Origin of the sequence: Pseudoalteromonas rubra (assembly GCF_000238295.3) — a bacterium.
In the GTDB taxonomy this organism is placed as follows: Bacteria; Pseudomonadota; Gammaproteobacteria; order Enterobacterales; family Alteromonadaceae; genus Pseudoalteromonas; species Pseudoalteromonas rubra.
On record NZ_AHCD03000026.1, the window covers coordinates 411,651 to 434,252 of the forward strand.

A 22,602-nucleotide genomic window follows, 5' to 3' on the forward strand; every position below is an offset into this window, starting at 1 on the left:
CTATCTTATAGATAGCAGGCAGCGTCTCACAAATAGGTCCCAGTGCCAATCTACAGGCAAGAAAAAAGCCACCTGGTTTGACCCGAGATGGCTTACTAACACTACAAAAAAGGTTATGGCAAAATTTACCAATTTCACTTAATACCTGTTCAATTTGAAGGAGCAAATATGACGCTAACGGTGTTAAAAATTTCTCATTTAGAGCAACTAAATAGCAAAATTTTTGCCTTGTTATCGACGATATTTCCTCGCCTCAAAATGGAACACTTAATTAAGCAAATTGGTATTAGTGTTCATGCTCGTCGTGCGCCGCTTCACTTTTGGCGATCCCCAGCCACACTAGCTTGCTTGGAACAATATCCAGCTCAAAGGTCTGTGACCATTCACCGGCTTCCAAATCAAATTTCTTAATCAGTTTATTCGCCGAGTCGCTGACAAATACCGCCTCTTCAGCCTGAGAGAGTGCCAGTGAAAAGCTTTGTCCGGTGACCAATGCGCTCTCACTAACCATCACTTCATGCTCGGCTTCCCAGTGATGCTCACCATCATGGCCGTGCGCTGCAAAGACATTTAGCTTGCCTGCGCTATCCATGACAATAATGTGCTCACCGCTGGCACTGAACCCATAATGGCTGATGCTATGGTCATTGGTTACTTGCCACTCCAACGCTTCAAACTCAGCCTCATGTGTATCCAGCATAAATAACTGAGCACCGGCTTTCGCAATATACTGGTCACTATGATGATGACCTTTCAAAGCGCCAACATGCTGACCCTCAGCAAAGCTCTCTGGGTTTGCGATTTTGGTTGCACTGAAGGCCTGGCCTCCTTGGGTGATCAGGGCCACACCATCAGCACAACCAAATACGATTGTTTCTTCATTCTGTGCACTGCCATGCAGACCAGGACAGCTTACGTCAAAGACTTTTTCACTATCAAAATGGTCACCATGCGCATGGAATAAACCAATTTGAGAAGGCAGTATTGATTCACTGCTGCTGTCGCGCAATGTGCTGATCAGGTACTCACCGCGTGCCTGGGCTGCGCCATGCATATGGGTACTGTACTCCAGCACCGCAACTTCTGTGTTCTGTCCGCTGATGTGCGACTCATTAAAGACCGCAACGGAAGCGCTTTGCTGGCTTGCCTCGTCGCCATCAGAGAAGACCACAATACCGCCTTCATTGACCGTGACATGAGTCGGTTTCACCGATTCAAGATGGAAGGACACCGCTGCTGGTGCGTCCTGATGGGCATGGAAATGATCGTCATGCGCTTCCTGGTATAAACCACCATCTAAGAACTCCACCATGCCATCCGCACGTTGTACAGAAATCGCATAACGGTGACCCTCTGAGCCATATAAATAATCAGGTATATGCGTCAGGCCAATAGATTCAATCAACGCTTGATCTGAGGTTGAGTAAACATGCAGTACATTACTGTTAGCGCTACTAACCACCAGACGACCAGCAACATCGGTCACGCCCTCATCGTGGTCATGCTCGTCATGATCTGCTTCTTTTTCAGATTCTGTCGCCTTTGCTTCTTCAGCGATGGCTGGCTGTGCTGTGCGTGTTACATTGTGCTCTGTACCACCACATGCAGACAACAACACGGCTGATACTGCCGCTGCCAGGACCTTTGCTCTGAAAATCATGAATACTACCCTACAACAAACGTTATATCATAACAATATGGAAATGTTATAATATCACAAAACAGATCGCAAGCCTTGCGACCAAGTAATTCATTAAAAAATGCAAAGAGAACAGATCAGCCAGGATAAAGGTGCGACCTCAAGGTGAGGCCGCAGGGGGAAGTTAGTGTGTTTGCAACTGAGCGACCAGCTGCTCTTCAATCATAAAGGCCAGATTGTCTATGGTCGGGTCTTCAAAGAAGGCGGCCGGCTCCAGCTCAACCGCAAACATTTGCTTGGCCTTGGCCAGCATCTGGATCGCCACCAGCGAATCGCCTCCCAGCTCCAGCATGCTGTCGAAAATACCGATCTGTTCAAAGCCCAGATATTCGGCCCACAAAGCAACCAGTTTGTGTTCCAGTTCACTTTCTGGTGCTTCGTATTCCACCGCCAGCTCAGGACGAGCATGACCTTTGGGTTTGTTCAGTCGTGCCAGCAGCGCCTGCTCCGTCGCCCGAGTAGCTGCACACAATTGCGACCACTCGGTACTGGCGCAGTACACCTGAGCCAGGTTCAGGCTGAGTGCGGCATCAAATAACTGACACGCCGCTTTGTGGCTCAGTCCCAGTCCATCAGCCAAACTAATATTGGCTGTCATCCCAGTGTTCAGCCAGGCATCCCAGTTAAGTACCTGCACGGTAAATGGGTGGTCTTGTTGTGCGACTGCATCCAGATAACTATTGGCGCCACAGTAATCACTTTGTGCAAATGCGCCTACGATTGAGGCCAGACATGAACACAGCACCATGCGCGTCAACGGCGTATCGGCAAACAGCTTCAATAGCGTCTGTGTGCCCTGCACTTTGGCCGCGGCACTTTGCTGTGCCTGCTCTGCGGAGATCTCCGTGAGCAAGCCACCGCCGGGCAAACCCGCGGCATGGATCACTTGAGTGACAGTGCCCACTTCAGCCTGCGCTTGTGTGAGCGCCGCTTGCATCTGTGCCATATCCGTGACGTCGGCACTAATCACCTTAAGCTTGGCACCACTTTGCTGCAACGCATGCAGTTGCTGATAACGCTCACGCAACTTCTGTGGCTGCTGCTCATCTTCGCTCAACTGTGCCCACTGTGCAGGCTCAGCCATTTGCTGACGTGTTTGCAGCACCAGGGTATGCCCCTGTCCGGCCAGGTGCTTCGCCAGTGCCAGACCAATGCCACCCAGACCGCCCGTGATTAACGTCACCCCAGGTACAGATCCATCCACGCTTTGCGCGCTCACCTCGGCTTGCGTCAAAATAAAACGGTGTGCGCCCCGATAAGCGATTTCCCCGTCACCCTGGTTCAGATCGGCCACCAGGCGGCCGGTTACTTTATGGCTTGGGTTGTTCGCCATCTCCTGTGTCAGCGCCAGCACCTGGCAAGGTTGTGAGGCCAGCTCCAAAGGTGCGACTCGCGTGAGCCCTAACAGGGAAGCCTTCTCTGCACTGATCGTTTCATCACCCAGCACATTAAATAGCTCAGTCGCGACAATACTCAGTGGACGCCCACCGAGTGACATCAGCCACTGCACCACAGGCAATAAAGTGTTGTAAGCCAGAGTATCTGACGACTGAGATAACATAAAGCGGGTGTCTACCACCTGATCAAAATCACCCACAGCCTGACTCAACTCACTCAGTTGCGCACTGTCTTGCAAGTTCAGACGATAAGTCTTTGCGTCGATGGCTGAGAAGGTTTCTCCCTGCCAGACCTGTGTCAATTCGGCACCCGCCTGGGTCAATGCCGCACTCAGCTGTGATACCAAAGGGATATCCGCTGCCAGCATCAGCACCCGCTTGCCAGTCAATGACGCAACAGCTTGAGGCGCAACGCATTGCTGCCACTGTGGGGCATACAACTGCGTACCTTGCTGACCTGCACTAGTGCTCGCAACCGGGACTGCTGAGGCGGTTACACCCGCTTCAACCCAATATTCCGTGTCGGCAAACACATATTCCGGCAACAGATTTAACTGGCCATGTGGACGCGCTGTCAGCTGAGCAAAGTCAACCGCACAGCCCAGCTGCCATAGCTTAGCTAAGGTTTTGGCAAAGGGTGGCAACGGGGCCTTGAGGTCCCGTGCGTGAGACACGGAGTGCAATACAACCTTGTCTTCACTCACTGTTTGCTTGGCCAGTTTTTGCAAGGTGTCGCCCGGTCCGGCTTCAATCAACACATCCGCATTTTCTGCAAGCACCTTAACGCCGGCCACAAAATTCACCGGCTGACGAATATGAGCGAGCCAGTATTGAGCAGAGCAAGCCTGCTCTGCTGTGATCCAGGTGCCACTGACGTTAGACACAAAGGGGACATTTGGCGCCTGAAGCGGCGATGCACTCAGTACTTGTTCCAGCGTACTGGCAAAGTCAGGCAAGACTGCTTCGGTCAGATGACTGTGGAAAGCATGTGACACGTGCAGGCGCGTTGCTGCTATGTCAGCCGCTTTTAACTCCCCCTGCAAAGCCTTAATCGCTTCTCGCGTACCGGCAATCACAGTATTAGTCGGGCTGTTCAGCGCCGCTATGTCCAGCGCGTCATTGAGGTAAGGTGCAATGGTATCGCCATTGGCCATCACCGAAAGCATGGTGCCCGGTGCCATGTTTTGCAGCACTTCACCGCGTGCTGCAACCAGTTTGGTTGCAACCTCCAGTGTCATCACCCCAGCCAGGCAGGCCGCCGCATATTCGCCAATGCTATGACCCAGCATAGCACTGATGCGCACACCATGGGCCTCGTAGCATTTCGCCATGGCATAAGCCACGACAAATAAAGCAGGTTGCGTAATGCGAGTCTGATTCAGTAGCTGATTGGCCGTCAGGATCTCGCTGTCTGCAGGTGAAAAGACACTGTGCAGCTCTTGCTGCAACGTGTCAGAAAAATAGCCCATCACTTCATCAAAAGCGGCTTTAAATGCCGGCACTTCGCGCAGTAACGGCTGTGCCATGGTGACATACTGAGACCCCTGCCCCGAGAACATCAGTGACACCCGAGGCGCTGCTACTTTATCACCCTGCGGCTCCCGCAGTAACTGCGCGATGGCCTGTTCGGCATTTTCTGCCACACAGGCATGACGGACCGCCAGCGCACTGCGTTTATGTTGTAACTGTGCCGCCAGCTGTGCAAACTGCTCTGGTGAGCGCTGCAATGTATCGGCCAGTGCCTGAGTCTGACGAACCAACGCACTTTGACTGCTGGCACTGATGGGCAGAACCTGCCATGCAGAGTCAGAGCTGTGATGAGTGTCTTGCTGAGTGTACTCTTCCAGGATCACATGGGCGTTGGTCCCCCCCATGCCTAAGGAGCTTACCGCGGCACGACGCACGCCCTCACTGTGCCAGGGTTTTAGCTCGGCATTGACGTAGAAGGGACTATTGGCAAAATCGATTTTGCTGTTCAAAGGCTGGCTGTGCAGACTGGGCGGCAATTCCTGGTGACGTAACGCCTGAACTGCCTTGATAAGACCCGTTACCCCTGCCGCGGCATCCAGGTGGCCAAGGTTGGTTTTAGCAGAACCAATCGCACAATATTGCTTTGCATCGCCGGCATACGCCTGACTCAGTGCGGCAATTTCGATTGGGTCGCCCAGTTCAGTACCGGTACCATGGGCTTCAATATACCCCACACTTTGCGGGTCAATGTCAGCAAACTCCAGTGCGGCCATAATGGCGCTGGCCTGACCATTGACGCTCGGTGCCGTATAACCGACCTTGTCTCGACCATCATTGTTGATGGCTGAGCCTTTGATCACCGCCAGGATGTGGTCGCCATCTTCCTGCGCTTCCGCCAGGCGCTTCAGTACCACCGCAGCACTACCACTGCCGATCAGAATGCCATCGGCCTGCTCACCAAAGGCGCTCAACTGACCGGATGGCGACAAGCTGCCACCAGCCGGGGCATGATACCCCTGATCCTGAGTCAGATTGAGCCACACGCCGCCAGCCAGGGCTGAGTCACACTCAAAGTTTTGCAACGCACGACACGCCATATGCACCGCAACCAGTGAGGTTGAGCAAGCAGTCTGAACGGTGACCGCCGGACCTTTAAGGTCTAGCTCGTAGCTCACCCGGGTAGCCAGTGAATCTTTGTCGTTACCATTGGTGAGCGCCAGCAGGCTCGTGATATCACGTGACTGTCCTTGCAGCAGGTTTTGCATCAGGTAGGCAGGGACACCACATCCGGCATAGACGCCGGTCAGCTCACCCAGGGCCAGCCCGGCATGCGCCATGGCATGCCAGCAGGTTTGCAAAAAGTGACGCTGCTGTGGGTCCAGCTGTTCGGCTTCTTTTGGCGTGTAGCCAAAAAACTCGGCATCAAACTGTGCCAGTCCGTCAAACGGAATGCCGCGCTTCACATAATCCGGGTCGCTCAGGTCAGACTCACTCACGCCGGCACGACGCAGCGCCTCGTCGTCGTAACTTTGGACTGCGCAACGGCCGGCACGAATATTTTGCCACAAGGCATCGACGTTATCCGCATCAGGGAAACGCCCGGCCATCCCGACGATGGCAATATCCAATTCACTATAGTGCTGTTCTGACATGATTATGATTCTCTTACTTTACGTTTGCGGGCAGCGACGGCGCCCATGCCGCGACGCTGCTGGGCGCCACTCGGGGCGCTGTTTGTTTGTGACTGTGTTGTTTGTGACTGGTCCAGATACGCTGCCAGGCTCGCGATGCTGGGATAAGCAAATAAGTCGGTCAGTTGTAACTGGGCAAAGCGCGGCTTCAAATCGTCGAAGACCGCCATCAGCAGTAGCGAATGGCCTCCCAAATCGAAGAAGTTCGCATTGCGGTCAACCTGACTGATCGCCAGATGCTTCACCCAGACCGCTTCCAGTGCCTGCTCGGTCTGATTAGCAGCAGTGCTGACTGACGGAGCCTGCGCGGGTGTCACTTTTGGTAGTTGCTGGCGCTCCAGCTTGCCGCTGGCATTGATAGGCAACTGCGCCAGTACCACAATCTGCGCAGGGACCATGTAATCAGGTAGCTGCTCAGCCAGGGCTCGCTTGAGCCTGACCGCATAGTCCGGGTCGTCATGACGGTCGCTTTGTACATAGGCTATCAGGCTTAAAGCTTGTGCCTGTTGTTCCGTGATCACCACCGCCACATCCACATCTGGCAGCTGTGTCAGACGAGTCTCAATCTCACTCAGTTCAACCCGGAAGCCGCGAATTTTAACCTGGTGGTCGCTGCGGCCATGATAATACAGCGCACCATTTTGCCAGCTAACCAGATCGCCACTGGCGTACATGCGTGCACCATTATCCGCAAATGGATCGGCGATAAAGCTGGTTGCTGTCTGTGCCGGACGTTGCCAGTACCCGCGCGCCAGGATATCTCCGCCGATATACAGCTCGCCCACCTGACCTTCGGCCACAGGCTGTAGGTTGTTATCCAATACATAAAGACGGCGTCCATTCAGGGCATGACCCAGCGGCACAACCTCACCCGCAGTCAGCGTGCGACAATCATGAATGGCCGCCTCAACCACAATTTCTGTCGGTCCATAGGTATTCAGCAGACGAACCTCACCCAGACCCGCTGCGCGCCAGTCCGCAATGCCCTGCTCTGACATAGCCTCACCGCCTGAATGCACCTGACGCAAATTAGGCAGTGACAATGGCGTTGTGGTCGCCATTCGCGCCCAGCTGGCGGCAATACTACGCCAATAGGCAGCACTCAGATCCATCACGGTAATACCATGGCGCTGCGCTTGCTGATAAAGGGTTTCTGCATCCCAAAGCGTATCACCACGTAAGACGACTGCAGCACCCACAGCCCAGCTGGGGAACACTTGTTCCACAAAGGCATCAAAATTAATGGTGGCAAATTGCAGCACAACGTCTTGATGACTCAATGCAATGAAGACTTTTGCCGACTCTATGTAGCTGGCCAGCGCCTGATGCTCAATCGCCACGCCTTTCGCCTGACCTGTCGAACCTGAGGTGTAGTTTAAATAGGCCAGTGACCAGGCATGATGGACCACAACCGGTGCAGCGCTGTGTTCATGATATTCACTGAGTAATGCCAACGGAGAAATACAAGGCACTGGCAAGGTGATATCTGTCTGTTCACCCAATATAGCAGCACAACCACTGTCGTTGACCATGTGTGCCAGCTTCGCTTGCGGGAAGTTAGGGTCCAATGGCAAGTAGGCGGCATTGGCCTTTAAACAAGCTAACACCGAGGCCAGCATCAGGGGTTTACGCGCCTGCATAATCCCGACCACCTGATCTGTCAGACCTTGGCCAATCAGACCATGGGCCAGCCGGTTGGCCGTCTGCTCCAGCCACTCATAGCTGTAATGTTGGTCGTCAAAAATCACTGCGGTCGCATCCGGGTTACTAGCAGCATACTCGCTGACCGATGTCAGCCACTGAGCGGCCGGCGCCGAAGCCGCGGCCCCCGTTGCTGCCACAGGTAATTGTGCCTGCTCAGCACCTAAAGACAGATTGCCAATTGCCTGCTGTGCATGTTGTGGCAGCTGAATAAGCAGTTGCTGATACGCCTCGGACAAGCGTGCTATGGTGCTCTGCTGATAGAGCGCCTGATTGTACTGTAGTTCAATGCTCAGTTGACCCTGTTCGTCCAGCCGTGAGTCGATACTGAGGTCAAACTGCGCCTGCTGTTGTAACGACTGCGCATCGACCGTGGTACAGTCGGCCAGCGTCAATGTCTTAGCGACATCTTGTTCTAGATGGTTAAACATCACCTGAAATAGCGGCGTCTGTCCCAATGCACGCTGTGGATTTAGCACTTCCACCAGCTTTTCAAACGGATAGTCCTGATAGCGCTGTGCGTCCAGTGCCGTTTGTTTGCATGCTTCCAGCAACTGCGTAAAACTTTGCTCCGGTGATACCGAGCCTCGGATCACCTGAGTATTGATGAAAAAGCCGACCAGATTGTGTAACTGCGCAAGGTTACGGTTGGCAACCGCCACACCAATCTGCGGCTGACGTTTGCCACTGAGGCGATAAAACAGCACCTGCAAACTACTCAGCAACAGCATAAACAGACTGGCACTTTGACTATGTGCAAGCTGTTGCAGCTTGTCGGTGTGTTTGTGATCCAGGGTAAAACGCATAACGCCCATTGGCGCCGCCAAATCACTACGTCGCGCCTGCTCAGGCGCCAGCAATTCCTCATCCCCTTGGCCATCCAGTCGTTGCTGCCAGTACGCCAGCTGCGTCGCGGCAGCTTCAGAGGTCAGCCACTCCTGCTGCCACAGGGCAAAATCCCCATACTGGATGTCATTGTGCTTAGACGTGCCCCCACCCTCGGCGTTGTTACACAGTGCGTTGTAGTGACGTGAGATCGCCTCCAACAACAAGTCGAAGCTCCAGGCATCACTGGCAATATGGTGCATGACCAGCACCAGGCGATGTGCCTGCTCAGACTCACTGATCAACGCAGCACGGAAATTTTCTCCTTCGCCCAGCGCAAACGGCGTTTCATAACAAGTGCGCTGTAATGCGTCAGCCTGTGTGCCCGTATCTGCGGCATTGCACAGATCATGAAATTGCCACTGTAAAGGCTGCGCAGCGGTACGCTGGCGCCACTGGCCATCCGCCGCTTTAAAATACGCTTGTTGCAACGCGGGTTGCTGGGCCAGCACCTGAGCACAGGCCTGCTCAAGTCGCTGCGGATCCACTTTACCGGCTACCTGCATGGTCGCACCAATGTGGTAAGCGCTGCTATTGGGCTCCAGTTGCCACAAGAATAATTGTCTTTGCTGCTGTGCGCTGAGTGGAAAGTCGCTCAGCTGTTGGGGAGTGATCTGCACGCTGGGTGCATCTTTTACGTCTCTTACACGCTGACAGAAATCGCCAAAGCGATGCGCTGCGAATAAACTACTGGGGTCGAGCTGACAATCCAGCTCACTCTGGACTCGCGCCAGCAATTGCGCCGCCTTGATAGAGCTGCCCCCCAGTGCAAAGAAGTCCGCATCGTCATGATTGACCGGATAACGCAGCACACTTTGCCAGCATTGCGCCAGCTGTCGGGTTTGCTCGTCCCAGTGTGCGTTGCCCGGCAACGAACCTTGTGCCGTAAGCTGTTGCAGCTGAGTCAGGTCAAAATCACCATAGCTGGCCAGCTCATTGGCGTTGCGCAACTTCAGACAGGCACTGCGCTGAAGTTTACCACTGGAGGTTTTTGGCAAGCCCCCCTGGTCTAACAGCAATACCAGCTCAGGGCAGGCTGCAAAGTGCTCAGTGATAAAATCACGTACAATTAACGCCGTTTGCTCTGCAGGCACCTCATTGCGATAGCTGTTGCTGGTTTCAATTGCCAGGCCAATGCCTTCACCACTGTCTTCACTGGGCACCGGAAATGCCGATACCCGACCTTTACGCACAAAGCTCAGCTCAGCCTCAATGGCCCGTTCAATATCCTGAGGATAGACGTTGTGGCCATTCATGATGATCAAGTCTTTTTGTCGGCCCGAGATATATAGCTGACCGTCGAACACGTAACCAACATCACCGGTTCTCAACCAGCGATGGCCATCGAGCTCTACAAACGTGTCCTGGGTGGCTTGTTCATTCTGCCAGTACCCTAGTGCAATACTGGGTCCTGCAGACCAGATCTCACCAATTTCACCATCATCCAGTGCACAAAGCGATTGCGGACATGTGATCCTGAGTAGATGACCGCTGGCAACCTGGCCACAACCAACCTGATGACAGTATGCGTCGCTGTCTCGCTGATCGCGGGCATCAACGACTTCCGCCCGACCCGATGCCAGCCCCTGATTGTCAAAGGCACGGATCACAGCACCGCCACCGGCCTCTGTACCGGTCACCATCAAGGTGCCCTCGGCCAGACCATAACAAGGATAAATCGCTGATGCCTGCATCCCCTGAGGTGCAAAACGCTCTGCGAAATCTAACAGGGTATCGTGGCGAATTGGTTCTGCGCCAGAGAACGCGACGCGCCAGCTGCTCAGATCCAAATCTGCCAGCTGCTTGTCTCGGATCCGCTCCAAACACAAGCGGAAAGAAAAGTCCGGACCGCCAGAGACAGTGCCACCATATTCCCCAATCAGTTGTAACCAGCGAGCCGGACGCTCCATAAAGAAACGCGGAGAACACAACACCAACGGATAACCGACATAGATAGGCTGCAACAGTCCACCAATCAGTCCCATATCATGAAATAGCGGCAGCCAGCTGACCATCACATCGGACTGGGTCGTTTGCATTCGTTCGGTGATCGCCACTTCATTGGCCAGCAAATTACCATGGCTGACCATCACGCCTTTTGGTTTGGCGGTTGAGCCCGAAGTGTACTGTAAGAAAGCAATCTCGTCGCTGCGCGCCGGGTGGCGTGGCGCATCAGGTGCAGGCGTGTTTAATTCATCCACTACCTGCATGATAATCCCATCCAGTGCTTCGCACATACCCGCGACCGTTTCAGTGAAACGCGAAGTTGTCAGTACCAGACGGGCACTAGCGTCTTCGGCAATCCCCACGGTACGGGCAATATGTTGCGCTTTGGTCGACTCGGGTGGAAAGCTGGGAATGGCGGTCACGCCCAAATGCTGACAAGCGAGAAAGCTGGTCACATACTCAATCCCGGTATCCATCAGGATCAGGGCACGATCACCCGCACTGACGTGGTGCTGCAGATGCCCTGCCAGCTGTAAACTCTGTTCATACAACGCCTGAAAACTCCAGCGTGTGTGTGCTTTTTTATCTACGCAGATCAGCGCGGTTTGTTGTGGCTGTTGTGCTGCATGGTGGGCAAGGCGATCCATTATCGTCGTGGCGGTCATGGGGTACTCCGTGAATAAACTGGCAGTGTGGCAAGGCAGTGCGAAGGATGTTAGCCGCGCACTGGCGCTGATCAGCCATTAAGCTGAACAAGCGGCGCCGGGAAATTTACTGGTCCATCGCCTGGCGAAGGCTTAACGGACGCATATCAGTCCAGTGCGTATTGATGTAGGCCAGACAGGTCTCTTTGTCGCCTTCGACACCCACATCTTGCCAACCACCGGGCACGCTTTTATAACTGGGCCACAGTGAATATTGTTCTTCATGGTTAACCAGGACCTTGAAGGTGCCATTTTCGTTATCAAAGCTCATCGTTTTCTCCAAAAATCAGACTGTCGGCATAGTGACGCGCGACAGTCCGGGTTTTTTAGTCTTTTTTCACGATCAGTTTGGTCGTGCTGAGCTTATTGATTGACACCTGCCAGGGATAGAATGGCAATTCAACCAACCCCTGCTGTGCACTGTAATGGCGACTGCTATCACTAAAGTGCGCGGAGTCACGATGAGCACTTTGCGAATAACTCAGCAACCCGCGGGCAACCGGGCCGTTATCGTCAAAGCCCACCACCATCATCCAGCTGGAACCAAAGTTTATGCCGTAGCCTTCCTCACGCAGCCCAGACCATAATGGCCGCCCATCAACCACACTGGTGAGTGGCGCCGATGGCTGCGCGGCAAAGCTGGTCAGATCCATGGTGTTATGAGTTGAAAACACGTTGAACCCGCCACTTTGATGTTCAGGCCCGGCCCATGGCAAACGATCTGTGCCTTTTTGCAAATACTGGATCTCAGCAAATGGCGCATCCAGTGCAAAACCATAGTGTTGCAGATCAGCCGCAGCGCGGAGCAGTTTTTTCAGGATCTCAGGGTCAGATTTAATCGTGTGTGGTGTGGTGGTTGGCAACCTTGGGTCAAACGGCACAACAAAATCCTGCTCTCTGTCGAGTACACGGAAAAACTCGCGCGCCAGATGGGCCGCTTTAGATGTCAGATCAAAGTGTCCATCCCATTGGGCAAACGCCGCACAGGCTGGATCCACGTCGACCTCCAACTGTTCGTTCAATGCCCAGCGTTGACCCGCATATTGCTGGCATAAGCCTGCAATGACACCGCGTTCACTGGCAAAGTAACTGCCGTTGCCGAGCATGATATGCTCCAGTTCATCCAGACTGAAACGACCATCTTGTCCCGACCCAGAGCGCAGCAGCGCATAAGCGTACCGACTACGTTCGGACTGTTGCACATCAACCAGGCCATACAAAGGAGAGACATCGCGCAGCGGCTGTGCGGCATTGCTCAGCCAAAACGAATCATTGGAGTTTTGTACATAATCATAACGACTAAGTGACGGTGCCTCGGCCAGCTCAACGGCACCATCGAAAATCATTTCTTCACGATCGCCCGGCAACACCACCTGACCTGTGGCGGCAAAAATGGCGGCAGATTTTGGGTTAGTCTGCAACCAGCCCAGGGCTGCCGCTGACAGGTGAGGGACGTTGGAGTCGTCGGTATAAAAAGCGTTGCCATATTTATCCGCTGCCAGCGTATTGTTAAAAGACAAGCCGTTAAAGCGCCTTGATGCTTCGCGCAATTGCGCTACTGATTCGGCCTGGTTGTATGACAACCAATGATCTATGGCTGAGAAATTATCCAGGTTTACATCACTGACCGCATAGGCAATCCCAGCCTGCCACGGAAAGCGTTCAGGATCTTCAAGCATTAAACCAAAGTGAGTGGCATACGCGGTATGCGTATGCGTTTGCATCCCTGCAGCGGTTTTCACCACGACCTGGATCTCACGCTCATGCATGGTATGCCACTGCCCTTCATAGCGATATCGGCGAGGGTTATCCGGATCCAATGTCAGTTCATAAAACACATGGTGTAGTGCCGTTGAGTAAGTGTGCGTCCAGGCCAAATTACGGTTAAAGCCGATATTGACCACGCCAGGCATGCCCAGGACGGAAGCCCCCATCACATCCAGCTCGCCCGGTACGGTGGCATGATGTGTCCAGAAGCGAAAGTTACCATTGAACGGAAAATGTGGATTCGCCAGCACCATACCTCGCCCATTGTGGCTCAGGGTTTTGCCAATCGCCCAGCCATTTGAGCCCTGAGTGAGCTGCTCAGCGGGTGTCCGGGCCAACGAGGAGGCATGTTGCACTGGGGTTGGTTCACTATCCGGCCCTGCCTGCACCAGCTGTGGTAATAATCGACCCACACTGCCCTGCACACCCATGAGCAATACATTGGCAATCACGTCCTGTGCGGTTATCGGCTTGACCCAGGAGGCATCGCGACAGATTTCGCCCAGCTGCTCCTTACCCGCAGCGACCTCCTTAAGGTACTGATTGTATCCGGCAGCAAAGCCTTCTGCCAATGCACGGGTACTCACCGATAAACTCGAATATTGTTGTGCTACACGACCGGGCAGATCCAGAATACGATAGCCAATATCCGACAACAGGTAGTCATTGTCTCCCTCATTACGATGTGCACCAAAATATTGCGACCGCTCTCCGCGCAGCCGCAAATAGCCGTCAGCCAGCAGACAACTATGATCTTGCGCCTGGGCATAAGCATTGCCATAGCCCAGCCCATATAAACTGTGTGCTTTGACATGAGCAATACCAAATTGGGTGCGGGTAACGCTAACGGCTTCGTTGCTGTGAGAGTTTGCCAGGGCTGGGGGGAAAAGTGGGGCAGCCTGTGTGCTGCCCATAAAAATAGCGAGCCCTGCAAAGCTCAGTGTAATTGATTTCATATTAGTCCTTTTGTTTAAAAATACACGAAAGCCCCTGGAAAAGAGGATTAGGAGCTTCCCCTGCTAGACGCAGGATAAAAACAAAAAACCACCCCAATGCGTTCAATCCACAACACCACATTCCCCAACGTCAGTTGGCGAGCAACCACGAACGCGATCCGTGAGGTACGCGCTAACAAGAACCTATTAAAGGTCCAATCTAGAGTAGAAAATTACTTGACTGCAAAATACAAAAGGAAATAACATAATAGTGATAACTATTATCATTCGCCATAACGGATCTAAATCTAATACACCAGGAGAACTTACCGTGCCGCAGTCGTGTGAAAAGTGGTCAAATGTCATTGCAGAAAATGAAGCCAAGCTACTTGCTTATTTGAATAACATTCTGCGTTGCCCCTATCTCGCTGAGGATGCGTTACAAGATACCTTTATTCGTTTGTCTGGTATGTCTGCCTGTCAGAACTGTCAGGTTAAAAATTCGAAGAGTTTTTGCTATCAGGTTGCCCGCAATATTGCCATCGACATGTTGCGCAAACAAAGTCGGGAAAGCCTGGTCGATATGGAATCTGTACATGGTGAGCACTTTGATGACGAAGAATCTAATATTGAAACCCGCTTCATTGACGCACAGCTCTCAGAAAAAGTGAATCACACCATAGCTAAGCTGTCTAAACGCCATCAGAACGTCGTGAGTTTTTATCGTGACGGGCGATTAAAGCAAAAAGAAATTGCGCAGATGTACAGTATCTCACCTACGCTGGTCAACTTCCTGATCAAAGAAGCCATTCAGTCTTGTAAGACCGAGTTAGGCACCGCACAGCTCACTCACTGATCGGTGAGCCCGAGCTGCTCACGGGCGGTGAGTTTGGCTGAAATAAAGTCAGCATGTGCCACGTACAGCAAGCCCGCGATTTTTCTGACCATATGTTCCTCGTGAGGATCTAAGCTACCGTCGGCATAGGCCACTAACCACAGTAATTCAATCACTTCTATGCGCTCAAGCTCCCCGGTATGTGCGTTCACAACACGCACAAACCGGTGCAAATCAATCGCCTCATCCACCATAGAGATGGCCTGATCGCGAATGAGCTCACTGGCCTGTGTTGAAATACCACTATGCTGAGTCAGCAGCCGGGCAATCATATGGCATTCATCCGCGTGGGTTTCACCATCGGCGCGCATAATCTCCACCATCAGTGCAGCCAGTGCTGTTGTGAAGTCAGGTGCCTGTTGAGATTCAGGCTGTTGAGCCAGGTTATTTATGAACTTTCTCAGTTGTGCAAACAAGCGCACCTCCCAAATATGTTACACTTCAGCAAGACGAGGATGGATTATCAGGTTTTATATGTCACAACCAGGCTTTATGACAACACAGGTAATTAAACAACTGCGATGTACGCTGTCAGTGGTTGCACTCACGTTACTTACCAGTGCCTGTAGCAACTATACGCCGCCACCTAATGGCGTCGTCGAAAAGTTGTATGACTTTGATCACAAAGTGCACTATGACCAAATTAAGTATAATGACGATCACTACTATTTACAGATAAAATCGGATAGTTATCAACACTTTTTGAAACAAAGTGTGTTTTTGCTCAGACACAGCCAGCGTTTATGCCAGGGTCGTTTGCCTCAGCTGGTGGTGATCGCGGGCGTGCAGGGCTTTGACCGATTACCGACTTATCCAAGGCCTTATGAGCCCGACCTGCAAGTAGAAGTGCGTTGCGTGAAAAAGCCGTAACAATCGCACAGCTCAGTATTCACGCTGAGCTGTGCAAACCCTATCAGTCCTGATAACCCCAGGGCGCTTTCGGTGCCTGAACCGGCTTAGTCAGGTCAAAGTCAACTCTGAACTCACGTCCCTCTCTGACCAGGCGATAGGTAAAACGCTCATCGTAAATATACATCTGCCAGGTGTTACCCACGGATTGCGGAATACCGCGCTTCACAAACAACTCTTTTGAGTACTGATCAGCGGGAAAAGATTGCACATTGTCGTAACCAGCATCGACAGTATGGCCCCCATACATAGTCGATTCATCGTCACTGCCATCTTTATGGCGGTGGTCATGTTTCAGGCTCAAACCACTACCAGTCTTGGTAATGATCCAGGTGCGCGAGGCATTTTTTCCAACATGAAACGGAATTTGCAGCTCCTGGTCGTTACAACGACGCACATGCATGATCAGGCGTGCATCACTGAACGCACTGGGTCCCTGATTATCGACCGTCACTTTTCCCTCATATGCTTTGCCACAATGCTGTTTGAGTTGATCAAAAAACGCATCATGCGTGGGAATAGAGACTAAGGGAGCCGGACGCGCCATCACAGTGCCACTAACCAATAAAGCGGCTGCATAAACGAGTTTCATATCAATGTTCCTAAAAATAATAAAGGCCGCAGCGTAATCCACTTAGCGGCCTTTGCCAATTAAATGCGGTGATCAAACAGCTACTGCCAGGGACGCGCCGCCTGAAGTTGCTGTTCAAACTTATCTATCTGAGCATTTAATTGCTCGGTTTCACCAATAAAGTCCAGTCCACTCAGCAGTCGGGCTTTGATATCCGGGCGGACATCAAACGCAATCGGCGCAAAATGCTCACTACGCAACTGCTGCGCTGCCAGGTCAACTTCAATCTGAATATCGGCCTGACGTTCACACAAACCAAACAGACTATCCAGAGTACTCGCGGGCAGACTAATACACAGCATCTGATTATTGCCGCAGTTATTGAAGAAGATATCGGCGAAGCTCTGTGCCAGGATCACCGTAAACCCGTATTGCTTTAGTGCCCAGGGCGCATGCTCACGCGATGACCCACAGCCAAAGTTATCCCGGGTCAGCAGCACACTGGCCCCCTGATATTGGGGGGCGTTAAGGATAAACTCCGGGTCCGGGTCCCCTTGATCTGTGTAGCGCCAATCATAAAAAAGCGCCTTGTCAAAGCCGTCCCGACTGGTGGATGTTAAAAATTGCTTAGGAATGATCTGATCGGTATCGACATTATTTTTATCCAGCGGTGCTAACAAACCGCAGTGAAAGACGCTCATGCCTGCTCTCCTTGAATATCAGTAAAGTGACCCGCAATCGCTGCGGCCGCTGCCATCGCAGGACTCACTAGGTGGGTTCTGCCACCGCGACCCTGACGCCCTTCGAAATTACGATTGGACGTTGACGCGCAGCGTTTACCCATTCCGAGCCGATCATCATTCATCGCCAGGCACATGGAGCAACCCGGTTCACGCCATTCAAAGCCGGCAGCTGTAAAAATGTCCGCCAACCCTTCGCGCTCAGCCTGCTGCTTGACCAAACCTGAACCCGGAACAATAAGGGCTTCAACGCCACTGGCAACCTGTTTGCCTGCCACAACCTGAGCCGCGGCACGCAAATCTTCAATGCGGCTGTTAGTACAAGAGCCGATAAATACCGTATCCACTTTGGCATCGGTCAGTTTCTGGCCTGCACGAAGCCCCATATAACGCAGTGCACTGCGCATGGCTTCGGCCTTGATCAGATCCGGTTCAGTTTCCGGATCTGGAATGGCCTCATCGATCCCGATCACTTGCTCAGGGCTGGTGCCCCAGGTAACCTGGGGTTGGATCTCATCGGCACTGATGATCACTTCGCTATCGAAGACAGCGTCAGGATCGGTGTGCAACGTTTGCCAGTAGGTGACGGCCTGATCAAAGTCTTTGCCCTGCGGTGCAAACGGGCGGCCTTTCAGATACTCATAGGTCGTCTGATCCGGTGCGATCAATCCAGCCTTCGCGCCCATTTCGATGCTCATATTGCATAGTGTCATACGCGCTTCCATCGATAAAGCCTCAATAGCTGTGCCGCAAAACTCCGCCACGAAGCCCGTGCCGCCAGCCGTGCCCAGTTTGCCGATTACCGCCATGATCAGATCCTTGGCCGTGACAGTGGGTCGCAATGTGCCAGTGATCTCAATTTTCAGTGATTTTGCTTTCTTCTGCTGAAGTGTCTGAGTCGCCAACACGTGCTCTACCTCAGAGGTGCCGATCCCATGGGCCAATGCACCAAATGCACCATGCGTTGAGGTATGACTGTCACCGCAGACGATCGTTGTGCCTGGCAAGGTGATCCCCTGCTCAGGACCCATCACGTGCACAATGCCCTGATTCACTGAGCTCAGATCGTAAAGCTCAATGCCGAACTCCTGACAGTTCTTTGCCAATGCCTGAAGCTGATTTTTACTGACTTCACTTGCCGCATCAATAGAGCGACTTTTGGTCGACACATTGTGATCCATGGTCGCAAAGGTTTTATGTGGGCAACGTACCGCACGGTTTTTTTCACGTAAGCCCGCAAAGGCCTGTGGCGAAGTCACCTCATGTACCAGATGCCTGTCGATATAGAGTAAATCGGTTTGTTCGTTAATACTGGCGACCACATGGGCCTGCCAGATTTTGTCATATAATGTTTGTGCCACTTGCTACATCCTGTTGTTAATCTGAAATCCGCTTAGATCCGCTCGACAATTGCATGAGCTACATCCAACGTCGTGTAGCCCCCTTGTGGATAGATATCCGGAGTCCCCACGCCAGCTGCGACGGCTTCCGCGACGGCCTTTTCTATACGCCTTGCCGCTTCATCCTGTGCCAGCGAGTAACGCAACATCAGGGCTGCACTGAGGATCTGCGCAATGGGGTTAGCAATGCCTTTTCCGGCAATATCTGGCGCCGAACCGCCCGCAGGTTCATACAAGCCAAACCCGGACTGATTCAGGCTAGCTGACGGTAGCAAGCCCATGGACCCAGTGATCATGGCACACTCATCAGACAGAATGTCGCCAAATAAATTGTCACACAACAGCACATCGAACTGGCCCGGTTGCTTCACCAGTTGCATTGCCGCGTTATCAATATAAATATGTTCCAGCTCAACATCCGGATAGTCTTTACTGACGTCACACACCACTTCACGCCATAACACACTCGACGCTAACACATTGGCTTTATCCACTGATGTGACGCGATTGCTTCTCAGTCGGGCAGCTTCAAAGGCAAAGCGAGCAATACGCTCGATTTCCTGACGGCTGTAACGTTGGGTATCAAATGCAGCTTCCTCTGCACCACTACCTTCACGGCCTTTTTCACCAAAATAAATGCCACCGGTTAACTCACGCACGCACAGAATATCAAAGCCCTGCTGGCTAATATCAGCCCGCAACGGAGAGGCAGCACTCAGTGCTGGCAATAATTGCGCCGGGCGCAGATTACAAAACAACCCGAAGTGCTTTCTCAGCGGCAACAAAGAGGCGCGCTCTGGCTGCTCCTGAGGTGGCAAATGCTCCCACTTAGGTCCGCCGACAGAACCAAACAAAATCGCATCTGATGCTTCGCAGGCTGCCAAAGTTGTGTCGGGCAACGCAACACCATATTCATCAATGGCCGCGCCGCCAATGGCGTGATGTTGGCGCTCTAAGCCAATACCAAATACCTCACTGACTTTATCGAGCACCAGCTCAGCGACAGCCATCACCTCAGGTCCAATGCCATCACCGGCTAATACTGCTATCTGATAATTTGATTGACTCATCCTGCTTTCCTTTGTTGTTTCAAACTCGAGACCTTGGCGGCTCGGTGAATTAAGTTATAAACGTGGATCATGGCGTGCACAGACGCTTCCACCACATCGGCTGCCAGCCCGGTACCGTGGTACTGGCGACCATCGTATTTGGCTATCATATCGACCTGCCCCAGAGAGCTGGCCCCCTGCCCGGTTGCATCCAGGTTGTACTCGACAATATCAATTGTCTTCCCGGTAATACGCTCAAGTGCCAGAAATGCCGCCTCCACCGGACCGTTACCCGTGGCAGCTTCCTGTTTGAGCTGCTCACCCATTGCAATCCCTACGGTTGCGCTGGCGATCGATTGAGAGTTCGATGACGCATTGACAAATTGCAACTGGTAGAAGTCATCTTTATCGGTGATCTGATTGAAGTGGATCATCGCTTCCAGGTCATAGTCATATACTGTGCCCTTTTGATCGGCCAGAGCCAGGAAGCTGTCATAGAGAGAGTCCATGTCGTAGTCAGATTGCTGATACCCCAACTCGCTCAGTCGATGCTCAATCACATGGCGGCCAGAACGCGACGTCATGTTTAACTGGTTATTAGGGACACCAACGGTTTCGGGTGACATAATCTCATAGGTATTTTGTGCTTTTAGTACTCCATCCTGGTGGATCCCGGAGCTGTGCGCAAAGGCGTTTTCGCCAACAATCGCTTTGTTCGGCTGTACTGGCATATTGCAAATTTTGGCAACCTGACGTGATGCGCGGTAAATCTCTTCACTGCGAATATCGCAGCTCACTTGCAAATGGTCTTCACGCATTTTTAAGATCATCGCCGCTTCTTCTAATGAGCAGTTGCCCGCGCGCTCACCAATCCCATTAATAGTACATTCGATTTGTCTCGCACCAGCCTGCACCGCGGCGATAGAGTTTGCGACGGCCAGGCCAAGATCGTTATGGCAGTGCACACTCAGGCGTGCCTTGTCGATATTTGGCACATTGTGACGAATATGATGGATCATTGCTGCATACTCGTCTGGCGTCACATAACCCACCGTATCGGGCAAGTTAATGGTGCTGGCACCGGCATCAATTGCCCGCTCAACAATACGACATAAATCGTCATAAGGGGTACGCCCTGCATCTTCACACGAAAACTCAACATCATCGGTATAATTACGCGCCTGCTTGATCGATTTCACCGCCATCTCGGTCGCATCATCCAGCGACATTCTGAGTTTATGTTCCAAGTGCAGCGGACTGGTTGCAATAAACGTATGAATACGGCGTTTCTCTGCCGGCCTTAGTGCCTCACCACAGGCTTCAATGTCTTTACTGACAGCACGTGCCAAACCACAAATGCTTGGCCCACTAATTTCTCTTGCGATCCGTTGTACGGCACGAAAGTCAGCCGGGCTTGATACCGGGAACCCAACTTCCATCACATCTACATTTAAACGACTAATGGTATGCGCGAGCAGAATTTTATCTTCTTCCGTCAGACTGGCTTTAAGCGCCTGCTCTCCATCTCTTAATGTCGTGTCGAATATCCAAACCTTATCTTGCATACCTGATGTCCTCGTTTAAGCATAAAAAAACCCCGCACGGTGTGCGGGGTTTATCGTGTTGCTGCCCTTACGCGCAACTACGCCCCGCTCTTACAGCTAAGCAGTAAGAGGTTAAGCGATAGTGACAACGTAATAATTTGCATGTGGGCATTGGTCCTGTTGATGAATTGCCTATGTTTTAACATGGCCGAAAAGCACAGATCAAGCATATTTATTTCCACAAACACTGTGATCCAGGAGATTGAATGGAATATTAATTCCCAAAAAAAGCAAAAACAAGCATTTTAATACCCTCATTCTTTAGTCATTAGAAGGTGAAGGCCTGAGAATTTGAAACTGAGGAGATTTAAATTTATTTAAAATCGGGGCAATTATTTTAACTAATCACGGGAGTAAGAGAGTAATAACGCGCTGGCTGACAGAGCCAAAGGTAAAACATCCACGCTGAGCATGAGCGCGCTCCTAGAACCATAATCTCGACGACACCTAAAGATAACCTTGGCACGACTCTTCATAAGAGATATCCGGGTACATGGATGGGCAAAGGTGATTTGATGAATTGTCTGGTAATGAATGCAGGGACGATGTGTCATTCATACTCTTCGAATGGCCTGCTCGTAGTTCCCGCTCCAAGTACGGGACGACGGTGGTGTAGGGTATGTCGACGTGTCATTTATACCAATTTGCTTAATTAAGTGATCTATTTTGAGGCGAGAAAATAGGGTCGATAACAAGTCAAAAATTTGTGAACCTATGTCTAAGGTATAAGGTTCTAAATGAGAGATTTTTAACGCTGTTAGCGTCCTATTTGTTCCTTCAAATAGACCAGGTATTAAGTGAAATTGGTATTATACCGCCGTGTGGCCTGTGAGCAGTTCCCGCATCAAGTGCGGGATGACGATGGTGTGGGGTAGGTCGACGTGTCATTTATACCGCCGTGCGGCCTGTGAGTAGTTCCCGCATCAAGTGCGGGATGACGGTGGTGTGGGGTAGGTCGGCGTGTCATTTATACTCTCCATATGACCTGTGAGTAGTTCCCGCATCAAGTGCGGGATGACGGTGGTGTGGGGTATGTCGGCGTGTCATTTATACTCTCCATATGACCTGTGAGCAGTTCCCGCATCAAGTGCGGGATGACGATGGTGTGGGCTTTTTGATCGGTAAGTTATACAATTTTTTTAAATCACACATAGCAAAAAACCCGCAGCATTGCTGCAACGGGTTTGACGTACATGGAAGTACGAATGTCGATGAGATTCATGGATGAATTAAGTGCA

General features: G+C 52.0%; 13 protein-coding genes. 2 read left to right on the top strand and 11 right to left on the bottom strand.

Annotation, left to right across the window (positions count from 1 at the left end; translation table 11 throughout):
- Nucleotides 1-286: 286 nt before the first annotated feature.
- The 5 genes from PRUB_RS04415 to PRUB_RS04435 all read right to left on the bottom strand — a co-directional run bounded on the left by PRUB_RS04415 (nt 287) and on the right by PRUB_RS04435 (nt 14,217).
- Complete coding sequence (locus PRUB_RS04415) at nt 287-1,660, bottom strand: hypothetical protein (RefSeq protein WP_010383855.1); 1,374 nt, start codon at nt 1,658-1,660, stop codon at nt 287-289.
- A gap of 163 nt (nt 1,661-1,823) precedes the next feature.
- Entirely contained in the window at nt 1,824-6,218 is a 4,395-nt protein-coding gene (locus PRUB_RS04420) for a type I polyketide synthase (protein WP_010383857.1), read from the bottom strand.
- A 2-nt stretch (nt 6,219-6,220) separates the two neighbouring features.
- Nucleotides 6,221-11,455, bottom strand: a complete 5,235-nt coding sequence (locus tag PRUB_RS04425; protein ID WP_010383858.1) for a non-ribosomal peptide synthetase — start codon at nt 11,453-11,455, stop codon at nt 6,221-6,223.
- Between the two features lie 106 nt (nt 11,456-11,561).
- Nucleotides 11,562-11,765, bottom strand: coding sequence for an MbtH family protein (locus PRUB_RS04430; RefSeq protein ID WP_010383860.1), 204 nt, complete (start codon nt 11,763-11,765; stop codon nt 11,562-11,564).
- Between the two features lie 55 nt (nt 11,766-11,820).
- Entirely contained in the window at nt 11,821-14,217 is a 2,397-nt protein-coding gene (locus PRUB_RS04435; RefSeq protein WP_010383861.1) for a penicillin acylase family protein, read from the bottom strand.
- Nucleotides 14,218-14,527: 310 nt separating this feature from the next.
- Here PRUB_RS04435 and PRUB_RS04440 point away from each other — a divergent pair, with 310 nt between their 5' ends.
- Nucleotides 14,528-15,052, top strand: a complete 525-nt coding sequence (locus PRUB_RS04440) for an RNA polymerase sigma factor (protein WP_010383862.1) — start codon at nt 14,528-14,530, stop codon at nt 15,050-15,052.
- Here the strand turns inward: PRUB_RS04440 and PRUB_RS04445 are convergent.
- On the bottom strand, nt 15,046-15,507 hold the full coding sequence (locus PRUB_RS04445; RefSeq protein ID WP_010383863.1) for a tellurite resistance TerB family protein: 462 nt from the start codon (nt 15,505-15,507) through the stop codon (nt 15,046-15,048). The genes PRUB_RS04440 and PRUB_RS04445 overlap by 7 nt on opposite strands.
- A gap of 76 nt (nt 15,508-15,583) precedes the next feature.
- On the opposite strand from PRUB_RS04445, the gene PRUB_RS04450 reads away from it, so the two are divergent.
- Complete coding sequence (locus tag PRUB_RS04450; protein ID WP_040644613.1) at nt 15,584-15,961, top strand: hypothetical protein; 378 nt, start codon at nt 15,584-15,586, stop codon at nt 15,959-15,961.
- Between the two features lie 43 nt (nt 15,962-16,004).
- Here PRUB_RS04450 and PRUB_RS04455 read toward each other — a convergent pair whose 3' ends face one another.
- The 5 genes from PRUB_RS04455 to leuA all read right to left on the bottom strand — a co-directional run bounded on the left by PRUB_RS04455 (nt 16,005) and on the right by leuA (nt 21,325).
- On the bottom strand, nt 16,005-16,592 hold the full coding sequence (locus PRUB_RS04455; protein ID WP_010383865.1) for a hypothetical protein: 588 nt from the start codon (nt 16,590-16,592) through the stop codon (nt 16,005-16,007).
- A gap of 80 nt (nt 16,593-16,672) precedes the next feature.
- Nucleotides 16,673-17,272, bottom strand: coding sequence for a 3-isopropylmalate dehydratase small subunit (gene leuD, locus PRUB_RS04460; protein WP_010383866.1), 600 nt, complete (start codon nt 17,270-17,272; stop codon nt 16,673-16,675).
- The gene (gene leuC, locus PRUB_RS04465; RefSeq protein WP_010383868.1) at nt 17,269-18,672 is read right to left on the bottom strand and encodes a 3-isopropylmalate dehydratase large subunit; all 1,404 of its coding nucleotides are present in this window, start codon (nt 18,670-18,672) and stop codon (nt 17,269-17,271) included. Before leuC ends, leuD begins: the two co-directional genes overlap by 4 nt.
- 32 nt (nt 18,673-18,704) lie before the next feature.
- On the bottom strand, nt 18,705-19,781 hold the full coding sequence (gene leuB, locus PRUB_RS04470; protein ID WP_010383869.1) for a 3-isopropylmalate dehydrogenase: 1,077 nt from the start codon (nt 19,779-19,781) through the stop codon (nt 18,705-18,707).
- Nucleotides 19,778-21,325 (bottom strand): 2-isopropylmalate synthase, encoded by a 1,548-nt coding sequence (gene leuA, locus PRUB_RS04475; RefSeq protein WP_010383870.1) that lies wholly within the window; start codon nt 21,323-21,325, stop codon nt 19,778-19,780. Before leuA ends, leuB begins: the two co-directional genes overlap by 4 nt.
- Nucleotides 21,326-22,602: the final 1,277 nt, after the last annotated feature.